This is a genomic window from Synechococcus sp. WH 5701 (assembly GCF_000153045.1).
Taxonomy (GTDB): domain Bacteria; phylum Cyanobacteriota; class Cyanobacteriia; order PCC-6307; family Cyanobiaceae; genus Regnicoccus_A; species Regnicoccus_A antarcticus.
The window spans coordinates 960,501-975,891 of record NZ_CH724160.1 but is presented as its reverse complement, the minus strand read 5'-3'; the positions used below and the strand labels follow the sequence as shown (position 1 = coordinate 975,891).

General features: G+C 66.4%; 16 protein-coding genes and 1 tRNA gene. 13 read left to right on the top strand and 4 right to left on the bottom strand.

The window, feature by feature from the left end; genetic code table 11:
- Positions 1–43 precede the first annotated feature (43 nt).
- From rplQ to prfA, 6 genes are all read left to right on the top strand, one after another.
- Positions 44–394, top strand: coding sequence for a 50S ribosomal protein L17 (gene rplQ, locus WH5701_RS14875; protein ID WP_006173332.1), 351 nt, complete (start codon positions 44–46; stop codon positions 392–394).
- Complete coding sequence (truA, locus tag WH5701_RS14870) at positions 391–1,365, top strand: tRNA pseudouridine(38-40) synthase TruA (RefSeq protein WP_369791645.1); 975 nt, start codon at positions 391–393, stop codon at positions 1,363–1,365. Before rplQ ends, truA begins: the two co-directional genes overlap by 4 nt.
- Before the next feature lie 114 nt (positions 1,366–1,479).
- Positions 1,480–1,932 carry a 50S ribosomal protein L13 gene (gene rplM, locus WH5701_RS14865; protein WP_006173330.1) on the top strand — a complete coding sequence of 151 codons (453 nt, stop codon included), beginning with the start codon at positions 1,480–1,482 and terminating at the stop codon, positions 1,930–1,932.
- On the top strand, positions 1,929–2,336 hold the full coding sequence (rpsI, locus tag WH5701_RS14860) for a 30S ribosomal protein S9 (protein ID WP_006173329.1): 408 nt from the start codon (positions 1,929–1,931) through the stop codon (positions 2,334–2,336). Before rplM ends, rpsI begins: the two co-directional genes overlap by 4 nt.
- A 32-nt stretch (positions 2,337–2,368) precedes the next feature.
- A complete protein-coding gene (rpmE, locus tag WH5701_RS14855) occupies positions 2,369–2,641 on the top strand; it encodes a 50S ribosomal protein L31 (protein WP_006173328.1) in 273 nt (90 codons plus the stop codon).
- A gap of 72 nt (positions 2,642–2,713) precedes the next feature.
- Entirely contained in the window at positions 2,714–3,817 is a 1,104-nt protein-coding gene (gene prfA, locus WH5701_RS14850; protein WP_006173327.1) for a peptide chain release factor 1, read from the top strand.
- A gap of 36 nt (positions 3,818–3,853) precedes the next feature.
- Here prfA and WH5701_RS14845 read toward each other — a convergent pair whose 3' ends face one another.
- The gene (locus tag WH5701_RS14845) at positions 3,854–4,351 is read right to left on the bottom strand and encodes an HNH endonuclease (RefSeq protein WP_006173326.1); all 498 of its coding nucleotides are present in this window, start codon (positions 4,349–4,351) and stop codon (positions 3,854–3,856) included.
- A gap of 136 nt (positions 4,352–4,487) precedes the next feature.
- Between WH5701_RS14845 and alr the strand changes: the two genes are divergently transcribed.
- On the top strand, positions 4,488–5,699 hold the full coding sequence (alr, locus tag WH5701_RS14840) for an alanine racemase (protein WP_006173325.1): 1,212 nt from the start codon (positions 4,488–4,490) through the stop codon (positions 5,697–5,699).
- 18 nt (positions 5,700–5,717) lie between these two features.
- Positions 5,718–5,806, top strand: a tRNA-Ser gene (locus WH5701_RS14835).
- Between the two features lie 70 nt (positions 5,807–5,876).
- Here the strand turns inward: WH5701_RS14835 and WH5701_RS14830 are convergent.
- Positions 5,877–6,809, bottom strand: coding sequence for a serine hydrolase (locus tag WH5701_RS14830; RefSeq protein ID WP_006173324.1), 933 nt, complete (start codon positions 6,807–6,809; stop codon positions 5,877–5,879).
- A gap of 17 nt (positions 6,810–6,826) precedes the next feature.
- Between WH5701_RS14830 and WH5701_RS14825 the strand changes: the two genes are divergently transcribed.
- A complete protein-coding gene (locus WH5701_RS14825) occupies positions 6,827–7,558 on the top strand; it encodes a C40 family peptidase (RefSeq protein ID WP_006173323.1) in 732 nt (243 codons plus the stop codon).
- 43 nt (positions 7,559–7,601) lie between these two features.
- Positions 7,602–8,573 carry a glycosyltransferase family 2 protein gene (locus tag WH5701_RS14820; RefSeq protein ID WP_006173322.1) on the top strand — a complete coding sequence of 324 codons (972 nt, stop codon included), beginning with the start codon at positions 7,602–7,604 and terminating at the stop codon, positions 8,571–8,573.
- Here WH5701_RS14820 and WH5701_RS14815 read toward each other — a convergent pair.
- On the bottom strand, positions 8,531–9,031 hold the full coding sequence (locus WH5701_RS14815; RefSeq protein ID WP_006173321.1) for a hypothetical protein: 501 nt from the start codon (positions 9,029–9,031) through the stop codon (positions 8,531–8,533). The genes WH5701_RS14820 and WH5701_RS14815 overlap by 43 nt on opposite strands.
- Before the next feature lie 92 nt (positions 9,032–9,123).
- Between WH5701_RS14815 and WH5701_RS14810 the strand changes: the two genes are divergently transcribed.
- From WH5701_RS14810 to WH5701_RS14800, 3 genes are all read left to right on the top strand, one after another.
- Positions 9,124–9,240, top strand: a complete 117-nt coding sequence (locus WH5701_RS14810) for a photosystem I reaction center subunit VIII (RefSeq protein WP_037981685.1) — start codon at positions 9,124–9,126, stop codon at positions 9,238–9,240.
- 47 nt (positions 9,241–9,287) lie between these two features.
- The gene (locus tag WH5701_RS14805; RefSeq protein WP_006173319.1) at positions 9,288–9,779 is read left to right on the top strand and encodes a photosystem I reaction center subunit XI; all 492 of its coding nucleotides are present in this window, start codon (positions 9,288–9,290) and stop codon (positions 9,777–9,779) included.
- Positions 9,780–9,956: 177 nt separating this feature from the next.
- The gene (locus tag WH5701_RS14800) at positions 9,957–13,091 is read left to right on the top strand and encodes an efflux RND transporter permease subunit (protein WP_006173318.1); all 3,135 of its coding nucleotides are present in this window, start codon (positions 9,957–9,959) and stop codon (positions 13,089–13,091) included.
- Positions 13,092–13,161: 70 nt separating this feature from the next.
- Here WH5701_RS14800 and psaB read toward each other — a convergent pair whose 3' ends face one another.
- Complete coding sequence (psaB, locus tag WH5701_RS14795; protein WP_006173317.1) at positions 13,162–15,381, bottom strand: photosystem I core protein PsaB; 2,220 nt, start codon at positions 15,379–15,381, stop codon at positions 13,162–13,164.
- Between the last annotated feature and the right edge of the window lie 10 nt (positions 15,382–15,391).

Genomic DNA, 15,391 nt, shown 5'->3' with positions numbered 1-15,391 from the left:
CAACGTTTCACTTTCCCTCACCTTCTTCCATCTCCCCGGAATCATGCGACACCAGTGCCGCGTCCCTCTGCTCGGACGACCCGCCGACCAACGCAAGGCCCTCCTGCGTGGACTCACCACTCAGTTGATCCGCGAAGGCCGCGTCACCACCACCAAGACCCGCGCCAAGGCCCTGCGTAATGAGGCCGAGCGCATGATCACCCTCGCCAAGGACGGCAGCCTGGCAGCCCGCCGTCGAGCCATTGGCTACATCTTCGACAAGCAGCTGGTGCACTCCCTGTTCGACAAGGCCCAGGAGCGCTACGGCGAGCGGAATGGGGGTTACACCCGGATCATCCGCACCGTCCCCCGCCGGGGTGACAATGCCGAAATGGCCATCATCGAGCTGGTCTGACGCCCCACGTCGACGCCACCTTGCCCTCGTGCACAGACCAGAGTCCGATCCAGCGGATCGCCCTCTGCCTGCAGTACGAGGGTTCTTCATTTTGTGGCTGGCAACGCCAGCCCCATCAGCCCAGCGTGCAGGAGACCCTGGAGCGGGCCCTGGCCACACTCGATCCGCACCGCCCTATACGGGCCATGGCCGCCGGACGAACCGACAGCGGGGTCCACGCGGCAGGACAGGTGGTGCATTTCGAAGCCAGCGGACCGATTCCCTCCGAGCGCTGGGCAGCGGCCCTCAACGGCCGCCTGCCGGCCTCGATCCGGGTCAGGGCCGCCGCCGCCGTGCCCAGCACCTGGCACGCCTGCTTCTCCGCCTGCTACCGCCGCTACCGCTACACGCTCTACAACGGCCGCAGACCCAACCTGTTTCTCTCCCCCTGGAGCTGGCACCGCTACCGGCAGCGCCTCAATGAACGCGCCATGGCCACTGCTCTGCGCGGGTTACTGGGCTTCCACGATTTCAGCGCCTTCCAGCGGGCCGGTAGCCGCCGCCCCCACGCCCGCACCAAGGTGCAGGCCGTGAGCCTTGAGCGCCACGGCGACCTGGTGGTGGTCGAGATCCAGGCGAGCGGCTTTCTCTACGGGATGGTGCGCCTGATCATGGGCCAGCTGGTGGCGGTGGGAGAGGGCCAGCTGAGCCTGGCCGGCTTCGAGCGGCGCTGGCGGCAGCGGGCCCGCTCGGAGGTGAAGGAGGCGGCCCCTGCCCATGGGCTTTGCCTTCTGAGGGTGGGCTATCCCTCGCCACCTTTTCCGCTATCCGCCTGGTATGATGGCCAACCGCGGCTCTGGCTGGAATGCCAGGATCCGCCAGAGCTTCCTTCCCTGAGCCCGCCCGCGCTGTCCACCAGCCTCAAGGCGTGTTCGCCACTGGATCATCCATCCAGCGGAGTCCCGGAGACGGGCCAATGGGCCAAAGGTTAGGCTCAGGAATTGCGCGTCGTGCCGTTGGGGTCACCCATCGATGCGGCCCTTCCGCCCCATGTCCAGCCCCATCCGTTCGGATGGTGCCTTACTCCGATCCGGCCCGCCGGTGCGATGAACAAGACCTCCGTTCCCTCTCTCGATTCCCTCGACCGCCAGTGGTTTCTGGTGGACGCTGAGAATCAGACCCTTGGCCGTCTGGCCAGCGAGGTGGCCAGTGTGCTGCGTGGCAAGAACAAGCCCACCTTCACTCCCCACCTGGACACCGGTGACTTCGTGGTCATCATCAACGCCGACAAGATCCGCATCAGCGGCAACAAGGCCAGCCAGAAGATCTACCGACGTCATTCCGGCCGTCCCGGCGGCATGAAGACCGAAACCTTCGAGGCACTGCAGGCTCGCCTGCCCGAGCGGATCGTCGAGAAGGCCATCAAGGGCATGCTTCCCCACAACGCCCTCGGCCGTCAGTTGTTCCGCAAACTGAAGGTGTACAAGGGTGCCGAGCATCCCCACGCCGCCCAGCAGCCCCAGGTTCTGGCTCTCGATCCTTCCGCCACCGCACAATGAGCACCGCTTCCAACCGCGTCGTCTACTGGGGAACGGGCCGCCGCAAAACGGCCGTCGCCCGTGTGCGTGTCGTCCCCGGCACCGGTTCGATCACCATCAACGGCCGACCAGGCGACAACTATCTCAATTACAACCCCAGCTACCTCAGCGCGGTGAAGGCACCCCTGGACACCCTGGGCCTTTCCGCCGAGTACGACCTCTTGGTCAACGTCAAAGGCGGTGGTCTCACCGGTCAGGCCGATGCCATCAAGCAGGGTGCTGCCCGTGCCCTCTGTGAGCTCTCGCCGGACAACCGCAAGCCGCTCAAGACCGAAGGCCACCTCAGCCGTGATCCCCGGGCCAAGGAACGGCGCAAGTACGGCCTGAAGAAAGCCCGTAAAGCGCCCCAGTTCTCCAAGCGCTGATCCCTCCCTTCCGTATTCAGCCCATTCCAGCCATGCCCAAGGCCGACATCCATCCCACCTGGTATCCCGATGCCAAGGTGATCTGCAACGGAGAGGTGGTCATGACCACCGGCTCCACCCAGCCCGAGCTGCACGTGGACGTGTGGAGTGGCAACCACCCCTTCTACACCGGTACTCAGAAGATCCTCGACACCGAGGGCCGCGTGGACCGCTTCATGCGCAAGTACGGCATGGGCAGTGCTGACAACGCCACCACCAAAGCCGGGGGAGAAGAGGCCAAGCCCGAGGCCGAGACCCAGGCCTGATCCGTTCAGGTCTGCTTTGGAGGCCGGACGCCCACGGGTGTCCGGCTTTGTGCTGTCTGCTCACCCGCCCCCATGGATCCATCCCTGCTGCGTGAGCGCCTTGAGGCCGCCGATCGCACCTTCCAAGCGCTCGAACGTCAGCTGGCCGATCCCGCCGTGGCGGCCGACCCTTCTGAGTTGCGCCGTCTCTCCAAGGAACGGGCCCGGCTCGAGCCTCTGGCCACGGGCCTCGGCCACTGGCAGAGCCTGCAGCGGCAACTGAAGGAGGCTCAGCAACTGGCCCGCCAGAGCAAGGGGGATCCCGAGATGGAGGCCCTGATCCAGGAGGAACTCAGGGAGCTGGGAGCCCAGCTCGATGGACTGGAACAGCAGCTCACCCTCGCCCTGCTCCCCAGTGACCCCCGCGATGAGCGCAGCGTGATGCTCGAGATCCGCGCTGGTACCGGAGGAGATGAAGCGGCTCTGTGGGCAGGCGATCTGGCCCGGATGTACGAGCGCTTCGCTCAGACCGTGGGCTGGAGTGTGCAGCCCCTCAGTGCCTCGGAATCCGACCTGGGCGGCTTCAAGGAGCTGATCCTGGCGATCCGCGGCGATGGCGTCTACAGCCAGCTCAAGTACGAGGCCGGGGTGCACCGGGTCCAGCGGGTGCCAGCCACCGAGTCCCAGGGACGGGTTCACACCTCCACCGCGACAGTGGCCGTGATGCCCGAGGCCGATCCGGTGGAGGTCCAGCTCGATCCCGCTGATCTCGACATCAGCACGGCCCGCTCAGGCGGCGCCGGCGGGCAGAACGTCAACAAGGTGGAGACGGCCGTGGATCTGCTGCACAAACCGACGGGCATCCGGGTGTTCTGCACCCAGGAGCGCTCGCAGCTCCAGAACCGAGAGCGGGCTTTGGAGATCCTGCGGGCCAAACTGCTGGAGCGGGAACTGGCAGAGGCCGCCGCCGCCGAGAGCTCTGCCCGCCGTGCCCAGGTGGGCAGCGGCGAGCGCAGCGAAAAGATCCGCACCTACAACGCCAAGGACAACCGGGTCACCGACCACCGGCTGGGGCGCAACTTCGCCCTTGAGCCGGTGCTGCAGGGCCAGCTCGCCGAGGTGATCGGGGCGTGCGTGGCAGCGGAGCAGAAGACCCGTCTGGAGCAGCTGGTAGCCGAAGGCGCAGGCGTGGACTGAGGCCCGCTGCTGACACAGGCGACTCAAGTGAGCCTCTCAGGCCCCGATCACGTACTTGGCCCATTCCTGGCGACCGGAGCGGATGTGGCGGGTGGCCTCGAAATAGAGGGTGCTCACCGGCCGCCGCGGCACCCGGGCCAGGGGCATGGCCGCTTCCCGGGGCGTGCGGCTGCCCTTGCGCACATTGCAGCGCAGGCAGGCGGTGGTGACGTTCTCCCAGGTGTCCGTCCCTCCGCGGCTGCGGGGGATCACATGGTCGATCGAGAGTTGCTCACCCTGGTAGCCGCAGTACTGGCAGCTGTGGCCGTCACGCTGGAAGACGTAGCGGCGGGTCAGCGGCAACTGCTTGAAGGGCACCCGCACGAACTGGCGCAGACGGATCACCGACGGCAGCAACATCTCGCCACGAATGGGATGCTTCGGGTCGTGCTCAAGACCTTCGGCTTTGCCCTTGAGCAGCATCACCGTGGCCCGACGCCAGCTGGTGATGTTCAGAGGCTCATAGGACGCATTCAGGACCAGAACCTGGCTCACGGCGCATGGTCCACGGAAGGGGTGCCAGATCCCCAGATGGCCGCCATGCTAACGGGTTTGAGCCAACAGGCACGAGATTGGACTGACGGTTCACACCAGATTGACTCTGCTGGAATGCCCGTCTGAGATAGCAACGATGCTCCAGCCCAGCCAACCACTGCCAGTTGAGGATCCCCAGCGGTTCGTGGCGCCCGGGCTTCATCCGCGGCAGAGGGCCTGGGTGGAGGTGGATGAGACAGCGATCGAGCACAACGCCAGGGCCCTGGGCCGGTGGCTGGCTCCGGACTCGTCGCTGATGGCTGTGGTCAAAGCCGATGGCTACGGCCATGGCGCCGCCCCGGTTGCTCGCGCGGCCATGGCTGGCGGAGCCACGTCTCTGGGGGTGGCCACCCTGCAGGAAGGCATCGAATTGCGCCAGGCGGGTCTGGAGGCACCGGTGCTGGTGATGGGGAATCTGATTCACCCCGAGGAACTGCGCAGCTGCCTGGAGTGGGACCTCATGCCCACCATCAGCGGCATGCGCGAGGCCCTGCTCTGCCAGAACCTGGCCAGTGGCAGCGGCCGCTCCATGGCGCTGCACCTCAAGCTCGACACCGGCATGGCCCGGCTCGGGGTCGACTGGGGCGATGGGGTGAGGCTGCTGCAGGCCCTCCTCGGGCTGGATGCGGTGCTGCTGGCTGGGGTCTACTCCCACCTGGCCGATGCCGACGCTCCCGACCCGGGAGGGGGCGGCCTGACCGCTCTCCAGCAGCAGCGCTTCGAGAGCGTGCTGCGCGGCGCCGGTGAGCTGGGACTGGCCACCGGAGTTCGTCATCTGGCCAATTCCGCCGGCACCCTGCGCTGCCGCCGGCTCCACTACGACCTGGTGCGTGTGGGCCTGGCGCTCTACGGCCAGGCGCCCGCGGAGCACCTGAGCCACACAGTGCCGCTGCAGCCCGCCATGAGCGTGCGCGCAAGAGTGTGCCTGATCCGCGAGGTGCCGGCCGGAGTGGGGGTGAGCTATGGCCACCGCTACACCACCCGGCGTCCGAGTCGGCTGGCGGTGGTCACGATCGGCTACGCCGATGGGGTGCCCAGGCTGCTCAGCAACCAACTGGAGGTGCTCTTCGCTGGGCGCCGGCTGGCCCAGGTGGGGGCGATCACCATGGATCAGCTGCTGATCGATGCCACCGAAGCTCCCCAGCTGGAGGTGGGCTCGGTGGTCACCCTGCTGGGCGACGACGGCGGCGAGCGCATCACCCCCCAGGACTGGGCCCAGGCCAGTGGCACCATCCCCTGGGAAATTCTCTGCGGCTTCAAGCACCGCCTGCCCCGCCTCCGCCTTGGCGAGGTCGCGCGCGATCGCTGATAAGCTCGTCACGCCCCTGGAGAGGTGGCTGAGTGGTTGAAAGCGGCTCCCTGCTAAGGAGTTACAGGAGGCAACTTCTGTCGAGGGTTCGAATCCCTCCCTCTCCGTTCCAAGAACCTTCAGCCAGCAGACTGGCCCCCAGAGTTAGGCCTGGGCAGGCCTTCAGGCCACTGGTGTTCAGCTCGGTGCACAGGCCTCGCTGAGCAGTCGGCTCAGCTGAGGCAGGAGCTGGTCATCGACGGCTCGCTCCGACCCTTCGCTGAAGATCACCAGCAGGAAGGGAGCGCGGCCCTCGATCTCCACATAGGCCGCGTCATGGCGGGCCTGGCTCATCCAGCCGGCCTTGCTCCACAGCCGGGCAGCGGCGGGCAGGCCGCCTCCGATGAAACCATCCACCTGGTTCTCCGGATCAGCCGCCCTCAGCCCGGGATCGAGGGAGCGGCTCAGGAGCTCCCGCATCCGGGCGCAGGCGGGGGGAGACACCAGGCTCCCAGCCATGATCATGTGCAGCAGCCGGGCGGTGGCGTCGGTGCTGAGCCGGTTGCGGTTCTCCAGGGCCGGTCCGTAGAACTGCCGCTCCCGTCCGTAGGGACCATCCCCCCAGGTTTTCTGGCAGACGTTGCAGCCATCGAACTCTCTCCAGCCCAGGGCTGCGTACCACTGGTTCACCAGTTGACGGCCCTCGATCCAGGCCCGCAGCGCCCGCTCCGGCAGATCGGGGCCGCTGGTGGTGCCCGTGAGCCAATCCACCAGAACGGCGGTGGCGTCATTGCTGGAGTCGCGGATCATGTCCGCCATGGCCCGGCGCAGCTCGGCGCCGTCTTCGAGCAACTGGCGCTGGAGCCAGGCTTCGGTGGCCGCCAGATAGAAGAGCTTGACCACGCTGGCCGGATAGCGGGCCTTGGAGCCGGCCCAGGCGGCCCCCACCACTGGCTCCAGCCAGGGCCTCGACGACTCGCTGGCCTCAGCCGCGCCGATGAGGCTGCTCGAATAGCGCAGCCAGGTGATCGAGACCTGGGACGCGAGACCGGGGCGGCCCTGGAGCTCCAGGGCCTGGAGGTGGCCCTCGAGGATCGCTCCCATCGCCGCATCGGGGCTGTAGAACGCCATCGCTACCGTCGGCTGCCATGGAGAGCGTAGGAACCGGGGTGAACGCCGATGGGCTGAAGGCGGGCCGCTGCTGGCGGCTGATCGCCGACATCGATGGCCACGTCCGCTCCACTGGCCCGGGGCTGGCCACCCAGGCCCGCTGCGGCCGCACGCTGCAGCTGCTCGGCCAGGTTGAGGGAACCCGGCTGCGGGCCCGCCTGCTGGAGGATGGCTACCCCTGCTGGCTCGAGATCAGCGACCTGCTGGAGCGGGCCATCCCCGCCCCGCCCAGCCGGCCCCGCCTCCTGGGGCCAAGCCACATCAACGCCCGCCTGCCCGACGTGCTGGCCTTCTCCGAGCGGGCCCGGCAACAGCCCAACCATTACCTCTGGGGCGGCACCCTCGGCCCCGATTTCGACTGCTCGGGCTTCGTGCAGAGCGCCTTCGCCAGCGCCGGGATCTGGATCCCCCGAGACGCCTACCAGCAGGAACGCTTCTGTCAGCCCGTAGCCGTCCGGCCAGGAGTTTTCGCCCTGCTGCGGCCGGGGGATCTGATCTTCTTCGGCCGCCCCCAGCGCTGCAGCCATGTGGGGCTTTACCTGGGCGGCGGGCACTACCTGCACAGCTCCGGCAAGGAACATGGCCGCGATGGCCTCGGCATCGACCAGCTCAGCCCCGAGTGCGACCATCCCGTGTCGTGCCACTACCGCCGCGAACTGCGCGGAGCCGGGCGGGTGCTGCGCTGCCATGACGGCACCACCCTGCCCTGAGCCTGGGCTCCCGTAGGTTGCACTCCGATGCAGCCCCGCCGTCATGACCGCGTCGCACGGCCCCGAGCTCTCGGTCGTGATCCCCCTGTTCAACGAGGAGGAAAGCCTCGGCCCACTGGTGGAGCAGGTGCTCGCCAGCCTCAGGCCCCTGGGCCGCCGCTTCGAGCTGGTCCTGGTCGATGACGGCTCCAGCGACGGGACCGCGGCCCGGCTGGAGGAACTCGCCGCAGCGACCCCTGAACTGGTGGCGGTGCTGCTGCGGCGCAACTACGGCCAGACCGCGGCGATGGCCGCCGGCTTCGATGCCAGCCACGGGGCCGTGATCGTCACCCTCGATGGCGACCTGCAGAACGATCCAGCCGACATCCCCCTGCTGCTGGACAGGCTTGAGCAGGGCTACGACCTGGTGAGCGGCTGGCGTCACCAGCGCCAGGATGCGGCGCTGAAGCGCCTGCTCCCCTCCAAGATCGCCAACCGCCTGATCGCCCGGGTCACGGGGGTGCGCCTGCACGACTACGGCTGCTCCCTCAAGGCCTACCGCCGGGAAGTGGTGGCGGACATGAACCTCTACGGCGAGTTGCACCGTTTCCTGCCTGCGCTGGCCTTCATCGAGGGGGCTCGCATCACCGAGGTGAAGGTGAATCACCACGCCCGCCGCTTCGGCGAGAGCAAGTACGGCATCGATCGCACCTTCCGGGTGCTGATGGATCTGCTCACGGTCTGGTTCATGAAGCGCTTCCTCACCCGGCCGATGCATGTGTTCGGCTTCGGTGGGCTGGCCTGCCTGGCGATCGGCCTGGTGCTGGGGCTGGTGCTGCTCAGCGAGAAGATCTTCCTCAACGCCGATGTGGGGACCCGTCCCCTGCTGATGGTGGCGGTGCTGGCGATCGTGGCCGGCATCCAGCTGTTCTGCTTCGGGCTGCTGGCGGAGCTGCAGATGCGTACGTATCACGAAAGCCAGGGCCGCCCGATCTACCGGGTGCGGGCCACGTTGCGGGGCAGCCTGGCGGGCTGAGCGGCTGCCGCCGCCGTCCGCCCCCGGAACGCCGAGATCCCTTCGGCGGCCAGGGCCGCCACGCGTGGGTCGGGATCGAAGCGAGCCCTCTTCAGCAAGGGCAGACTGGCCCGATCGCCCCAGGCCAGGCAGGCGGCCACGGCCGCCAGACGCTCGCCAGCGCTGCCCGTTGCAGCGGTGCGAAGTTCGGCGCGGACCTGCCGCCGCCGGCGTGGATCCAGGCGCGCGCCGGACTCAGGGCCGGGCCGCCAGGCGAAGGCGGGGGCCGCCAGGGCCGGAACTGCCGAGGGGACGGCTGGGGCGGCTGGGGCGGCTGGTTGAACGAGCCGCTCGAGCTGGGCCCGGTTAACGGCGGCGACGGCACTGCCGTCATCGCCGGATGACAGGGGATTTTTACGGCGCCGCAGCAGCCAGAACACCAGCAGGAGGGCCGCGGCGGCGGGAATGGCCTGCTGCATGGGATTGAACTTTTATGTCGCAACAGCAGGCCGACAAGGCCTGCCCTGCAGTGATCTTTACAGTACCGGCGGTTGCTGTATTGGCCCTCGCCATGACTGGAGAATTCGCCGCCGCCTGGCTGCCATCGTTGTTAGTCCCCGTGGTGGGGATCCTCGGCCCTGCCGTGGCCATGGCCCTGCTGTTCAACGTGATCGAAGCGACCGACTGAGCGCCTCGCCCGTTCTTCTGCCTTTCGTTCCCACCACGAGCCCGCCCATGACCGTGCATCCCGTGGCCGACCCCACCGTCGGCAATCTCGCCACCCCCATTAACAGCAGCTACTTCACCAAGGCGTTCCTGAACGCTCTGCCCGCCTACCGACCGGCGCTGTCCCCCAACCGCCGAGGACTTGAAGTGGGAATGGCCCACGGGTTTTTCCTCTACGGGCCCTTCGCCCTCACCGGCCCCCTGCGGCACACGGAATACGCCACCACCGCAGGCCTGCTGGCCACGATCGGCCTAGTGACAATTCTCACGATCTGCCTGTCGATCTACGGCACCGCCGGCACTGGCCCCAACGTGCAGCCCCCCGACGCAACGATCGACAACCCGCCCGCTGATCTGTTCACCAAGGCCGGCTGGGCAGAATTCGCCAGCGGTTTCTGGCTTGGTGGCTGCGGTGGCGCCGCCTTCGCCTGGTTCCTGGCCAGCACGGCTCTGGTTTCCCCTCTGGTCGACCTTGTCGGTGGCGGCTGGAGCGGTGGCTGAGTCGCAGCCCAGAACGGTCTGATCTCACAACCTGGCAAGCACACTCTCTGGGTTGGCACTGGCCCCGCTTCAGCGGGGCTTTTTCATGGCCGCAGCCCCTGGTGATCGCTCCAGGGGGGCCCAGCTCCATTGGCAAAGCCGGCAGACTCCTCGGGCGTGTCCCGAGCAGACGTCTCGATGTCGGTCTCCGATCCTTTCCTGCGCCGGCCGGTGCTCACCCTGGTGGTGAGCCTGCTGATCGTGATGGCAGGCCTGCTCAGCCTGCCGGGCCTGCAGGTGGAAAACCTGCCCCCGATCGCGCCGGTGCGGGTGAACGTGCGCGCCACCTATCCAGGGGGCGGAGCCCTGGCAGTAGAGCAGGGGGTCACCACTCCACTGGAGCGGCAGCTGAACGGGCTGGATCGGCTGGAGAGCATCCGCTCCACCAGTTCCGCCAACGGCAGCTCGATCACCCTCACCTTTGAGGGGGGCAATCCCGAGCTCAACCAGATCAATGCCCAGAACGAAGCCGTTCTGGTGAACCGCCGGCTGCCACCCGAGGTGGCCCGCCTTGGCGTGCAGGTGCGCCGCAGCTCCGACGACCTGCTGATGGTGATCAGCTTCAGCACCCCGAAGGGGATGTACAGCGACGCCTTCCTCAGCGGCTGGCTCGACCAGCGCCTCAGAGATGAGCTGCAGCGGGTGCCCGGAGTCGGCAACGTGGCCGTCGCCGGCGGCAGTGAACTGGCGTTCCGCGTCTGGCTGGATCCGGTGGCCCTGGAGCAACGCAGCCTTACCATCACTGACATCGAGGACGCGCTGGAGGAACAGAACGTCCTCGCCGCCCTGGGCCAGGTGGGCGACGCCCCCAGCCCAGCCGGTCAGGAGATCACCCTGCCCCTGGAGATGGAGGGGCGGCTGCGCACCTCTGGCGAACTGGAGAGCCTGGTGGTGAGCCGGGCCAGTAATGGCGGAGTGGTGCAGCTCAAGGACGTGGGGCGGGTCGAGCTCGATGAGGAGAGTTTCGAGAGCACCGCCATGAACCTGGCCGGACAACCCACCCTGGCTGTGCTGATCTTCCAGCGTGACGGCAGCAACGCTCTGGAGGTGAGCAATGCCGTTAACGCTGCGCTGAGCCGGCTGGAGCCCGACTTCCCGCTGGGTGTGGAGCTGCAGCGCATCGTCGATGTGGCCGACAGTGTGCGCGAGAGCATCCAGCTCACCTGGGGCAGCCTGCGCGATGCCGTGCTGCTGGTGCTGCTGGTGCTGTTGCTGGCGCTTGGCAACAGCCGCCTGGCAGCCATCACTGCGGTGGCCGTGCCCGTGGCCCTGGTGGGCAGCTTCACGATCCTGCGCCTGACAGACAGCTCGATCAACACCCTCAGCCTGTTCGGCATGGTGCTGGCCACGGGCCTGGTGGTGGATGACGCCATCGTGGTCAGCGAAGACATCGGCCGCCGGCTCGAGCTGGGGGAACCACCCTGGCGGGCTGCCCATAACGCCATGCAGGAGCTGGGCAGTGCCGTGATCGCCACCTCCCTGGTGCTGGTGGTGGTGTTCCTGCCGGTTCTGGCAATGCCCGGCAGCGTGGGCCGGCTTTACCAGCCAATCGCGATCACGATCAGCGCCACGATCCTGTTCTCCACCATCAATGCCCTCACCTTCACGCCGGTGACCTCCAGCTGGCTGCTGCAGCACGGCTGGAAGGAACCGCACTGGCTGCGGAGGCTGCTGGATCGGCCCCAGCGCTGGATCCATCGGCTCGGGGATCAGTATGGCCAGGCCCTGGATCGCAGTTTTCGCTGGCGGCGGCGCATCCTGCTGGGGTTGCTGGGCGGCCTGATCCTGGCGGGCTGGGGCCTGGGCCAACTGCCCACTGCCTTCATTCCCCAGGAAGACGACAGTCAGATCCGCGGAGTGGTGGTGCTGCCTGGCGGGGCTTCGATCCAGCGCACCGAAGCGGTGATGGAGCAGGTGCGGGAGCTGGTGACCAGCGAGCCCCTGGTACGGGTGGGCAACTTCTACTCCGGCCGCTCCTTCGGCGACAGTGCCCCGAACCGGGGAATCTTCTTTCTGCGCTTGCAGCCGCTGCGCGAGCGCGGCTCCCGGGCCGAGGACAGCAGCGAAGCGGTGGCCGAGCGGCTCTCGAAACGGCTGCGCAGCACCATCAGCGACGCCACAGTGCTGGTGAGCGTTCCACCGGTGGTGAGGGGCTTCAGCAGTGAGGGGGGACTGGAGCTGGAGCTGCTGGATCTCAGCGGCGGGCGACTCAGCCTGAGCGAATTCGAGCAAGCCACCCGCGAATTCATCGCCGCCGCCAACGCCACGGGCGACTTCGAGCGGGTGGGCACACGCTTCAGTGCCGATTCCCCGCAACTGCGCCTGGAGCCCGACCGACTGCGCATGGCGTCGCTGGACGTGGACCTCGACACGGTGGTGAACACCATTGGTGCCAGCTTCGGCAGCAGCTATGTCAACGACACCTTCGAAGGCGAGCGGGTCAGGCGGGTGATCCTGCAACTGGATGGAGCGTTCCGGCGCACGGCCGAGGACGTGCTCGCCCTTGAGGTACGCAGTCGAGCAGGAAACCTGGTTCCCCTGCGTGAGCTGGTGTCGCTGCAACAGGACAGCGGCCCGACAGTGATCAACCACAGCCGGCTGGCCCGCTCGATCACCGTGCAGGCCCTGCCCAAACCAGGACTGAGTACGGGTCAGGCGATCCAGAAGCTGGAGGCTGTGAAACAGGAGCTGGCCAATCCCGTGATCGCCCTGGAGTGGGTGGGACTGGCCAAGGAGGAGCGCCAGGCGGGAGGGCGCACCTGGCAACTGTTCGCCCTGGGAATGGCGGTGGTGTTCCTGGTGCTGGCCGGTCTCTATGAGAGCTTTCTCGACCCACTGATCATCCTGATCACGGTGCCCCTGGCCCTGCTCGGCGCCCTGCTCGGCCTGGCTGGCCGAGGGCTCTTCCTGGATATCTACGCCCAGGTGGGCATGCTCGTTCTGGTGAGCCTGGCCGCCAAGAACGGCATCCTCATCGTTGAATTCGCCAACCAGCGCCTGAAGGAAGGCCAGGGCCTGCGCGAAGCGGTGGAAGAGGCCGCCATCAGCCGCCTTCGCCCGATTCTGCTCACGGCCCTCTCCTCCCTCGCCGGATTCCTGCCCCTGTTGCTGGCCACCGGCGCTGGTGCCGCCAGCCGAATCAGCATCGGCACGGTGGTGTTCTTCGGGCTGCTGGTGTCCACCGGCCTGACGTTGTTCGTGGTGCCGGTGGTGTACCTGGAGATGAAACTGCTGGAAGGACGCCACTGGTGGCCCCGGAACAAGGAGTCATGAAAAAACCCCCGGAGAATCTCCGGGGGTTGATTGTTGGAGGTGCGTCCCTCGGGGTAGCTGATCGCAGGGATCAGCCAAACTTGCCTGAGGTGGAAGCGATCAGGAAAGCACCGTAGGTGAGGATGTAGCCCACGGTGAAGTGAGCCAGACCGACCACACGGGCCTGCACGATCGACAGGGCCACGGGCTTGTCACGCCAGCCAACCAGGTTGGCAAGCGGGGTGCGCTGGTGAGCCCAGACGATGGTTTCAATCAGCTCCTGCCAGTAACCGCGCCAGGAGATGAGGAACATGAAACCGGTGGCCCACACCAGGTGACCGAACAGGAACATCCAGGCCCAGACGGCCAGGTTGTTCGAGCCGAACGGGTTGTAACCGTTGATCAGCTGGGAGCTGTTCAGCCAGAGGTAGTCACGGAACCAGCCCATCAGATAGGTGCTGGATTCGTTGAACTGAGCCACGTTGCCCTGCCAGATGGCGAGGTGCTTCCAGTGCCAGTAGAAGGTGACCCAACCCACGGTGTTCAGAGCCCAGAAGACCGACAGGTAGAAGGCGTCCCAGGCTGAGATGTCGCAGGTGCCGCCACGGCCGGGGCCGTCGCAGGGGAAGGAGTAGCCGAAGTCCTTTTTGTCGGGCATCAGCTTGGAACCCCGGGCATCCAGGGCACCCTTCACCAGGATCAAGGTGGTGGTGTGCAGTCCGAGTGCGATGGCGTGGTGGACCAGAAAGTCCCCGGGGCCGATCTGCAGGAACACATCCGTGCTGCCGTTGATGGCATCCAACCAGAAGTGATCTCCAGGAATGTTGGCCGAAGCCAGGCTGGCGGCACTGGCCGGGTTGGAGAGCAGCACGTCAAAGCCGTAGATGGCTTTGCCGCTCGCGGCCTGCACGAACTGGGCGAAGACGGGCTCCACCAGAATCTGCTTCTCGGGGGTACCGAAGGCCACGACCACATCGTTGTGGACGTAGAGACCAAGGGTGTGGAAACCAAGGAACAGGGAGACCCAGCTCAGGTGGCTGATGATCGCCTCTTTGTGCTCGAGCATCCGAGCCAGGACGTTGTCCTTGTTGGCTTCGGGGTCGTAGTCACGGATGAAGAAGATCGCACCGTGGGCGAAGGCACCGCACATCAGGAAGATGGCGATGTACTGGTGGTGGGTGTACAGAGCAGCCTGTGTCGTGTAGTCCTTGGCGATGAACGCATAGGACGGCAAGGCGTACATGTGTTGCGCCACCAGACTCGTGATCACCCCCAGGCTGGCCAGGGCCAGACCCAGTTGGAAGTGCAGGGAGTTGTTGATCGTGTCGTAGAGACCCTTGTGACCTGCACCGAGTGCACCTCCGAAAGGAGTTCCCTTCGGGGGGTTGTGAGCCTCGAGAATCTCCTTGATCGAGTGACCGATCCCGAAGTTGGTGCGGTACATGTGGCCGGCGATCACGAAGATGCAGCCAATCGCCAGGTGGTGGTGGGCGATGTCGGTCAGCCAGAGCGCCTCGGTCTGGGGGTGGAAACCGCCCAGGAAGGTGAGGATCGCAGTACCGGAACCCTCCGAGGTGCCGAACACCTGATTGAGAGTGTCGGGATTCTCGGCGTAAACGCCCCAGTTGCCGGTGAAGAACGGAGCCAGACCGGCGGGGTGAGGCAGCACATTCAGGAAGTTGTCCCAACCAACGTGCTGACCGCGGGCTTCAGGGATAGCCACGTGAACCAGGTGACCGGTCCAGGCGATGGAGCTGAAGCCGAAGAGAACGGCAAGGTGGTGGTTGAGGCGGGATTCAGCGTTCTTGAACCAGGCCAGGGAAGGCCGGAACTTGGGCTGAAGGTGGAGCCAACCGGCGAAGAGTGCCCAGGCTGACAGGATCATCATGAAGATGGAACCCTGATACAGCTCGGCGTTGGTCTTCATGCCGATGGTGTACCACCAGTGGTACAGACCGGAATACGCAATGTTGACGGGGGAGGTGGCTCCCGCCTGGGTGAAGGCGGTGATGGCCCCCTGGCCAAAGTGCGGATCCCAGATCGCGTGAGCGATGGGACGGACGTGCAGTGGATCGGCGACCCACTGCTCGAAGTTGCCCTGCCAGGCGATATGGAACAGGTTGCCCGAAACCCAGAGGCCGATGATCGCCAGATGACCGAAATGGGTGGAGAAGAGCTTTTGGTAAAGCTTCTCCTCCGTCATTCCGTCATGGCTCTCGAAGTCGTGAGCCGTGGCGATGCCGTACCAAATACGGCGGGTTGTCGGGTCCTGTGCCAGACCCTGGCTGAACGAAGGAAATTTCGTTGCCATTGGGAAAGGT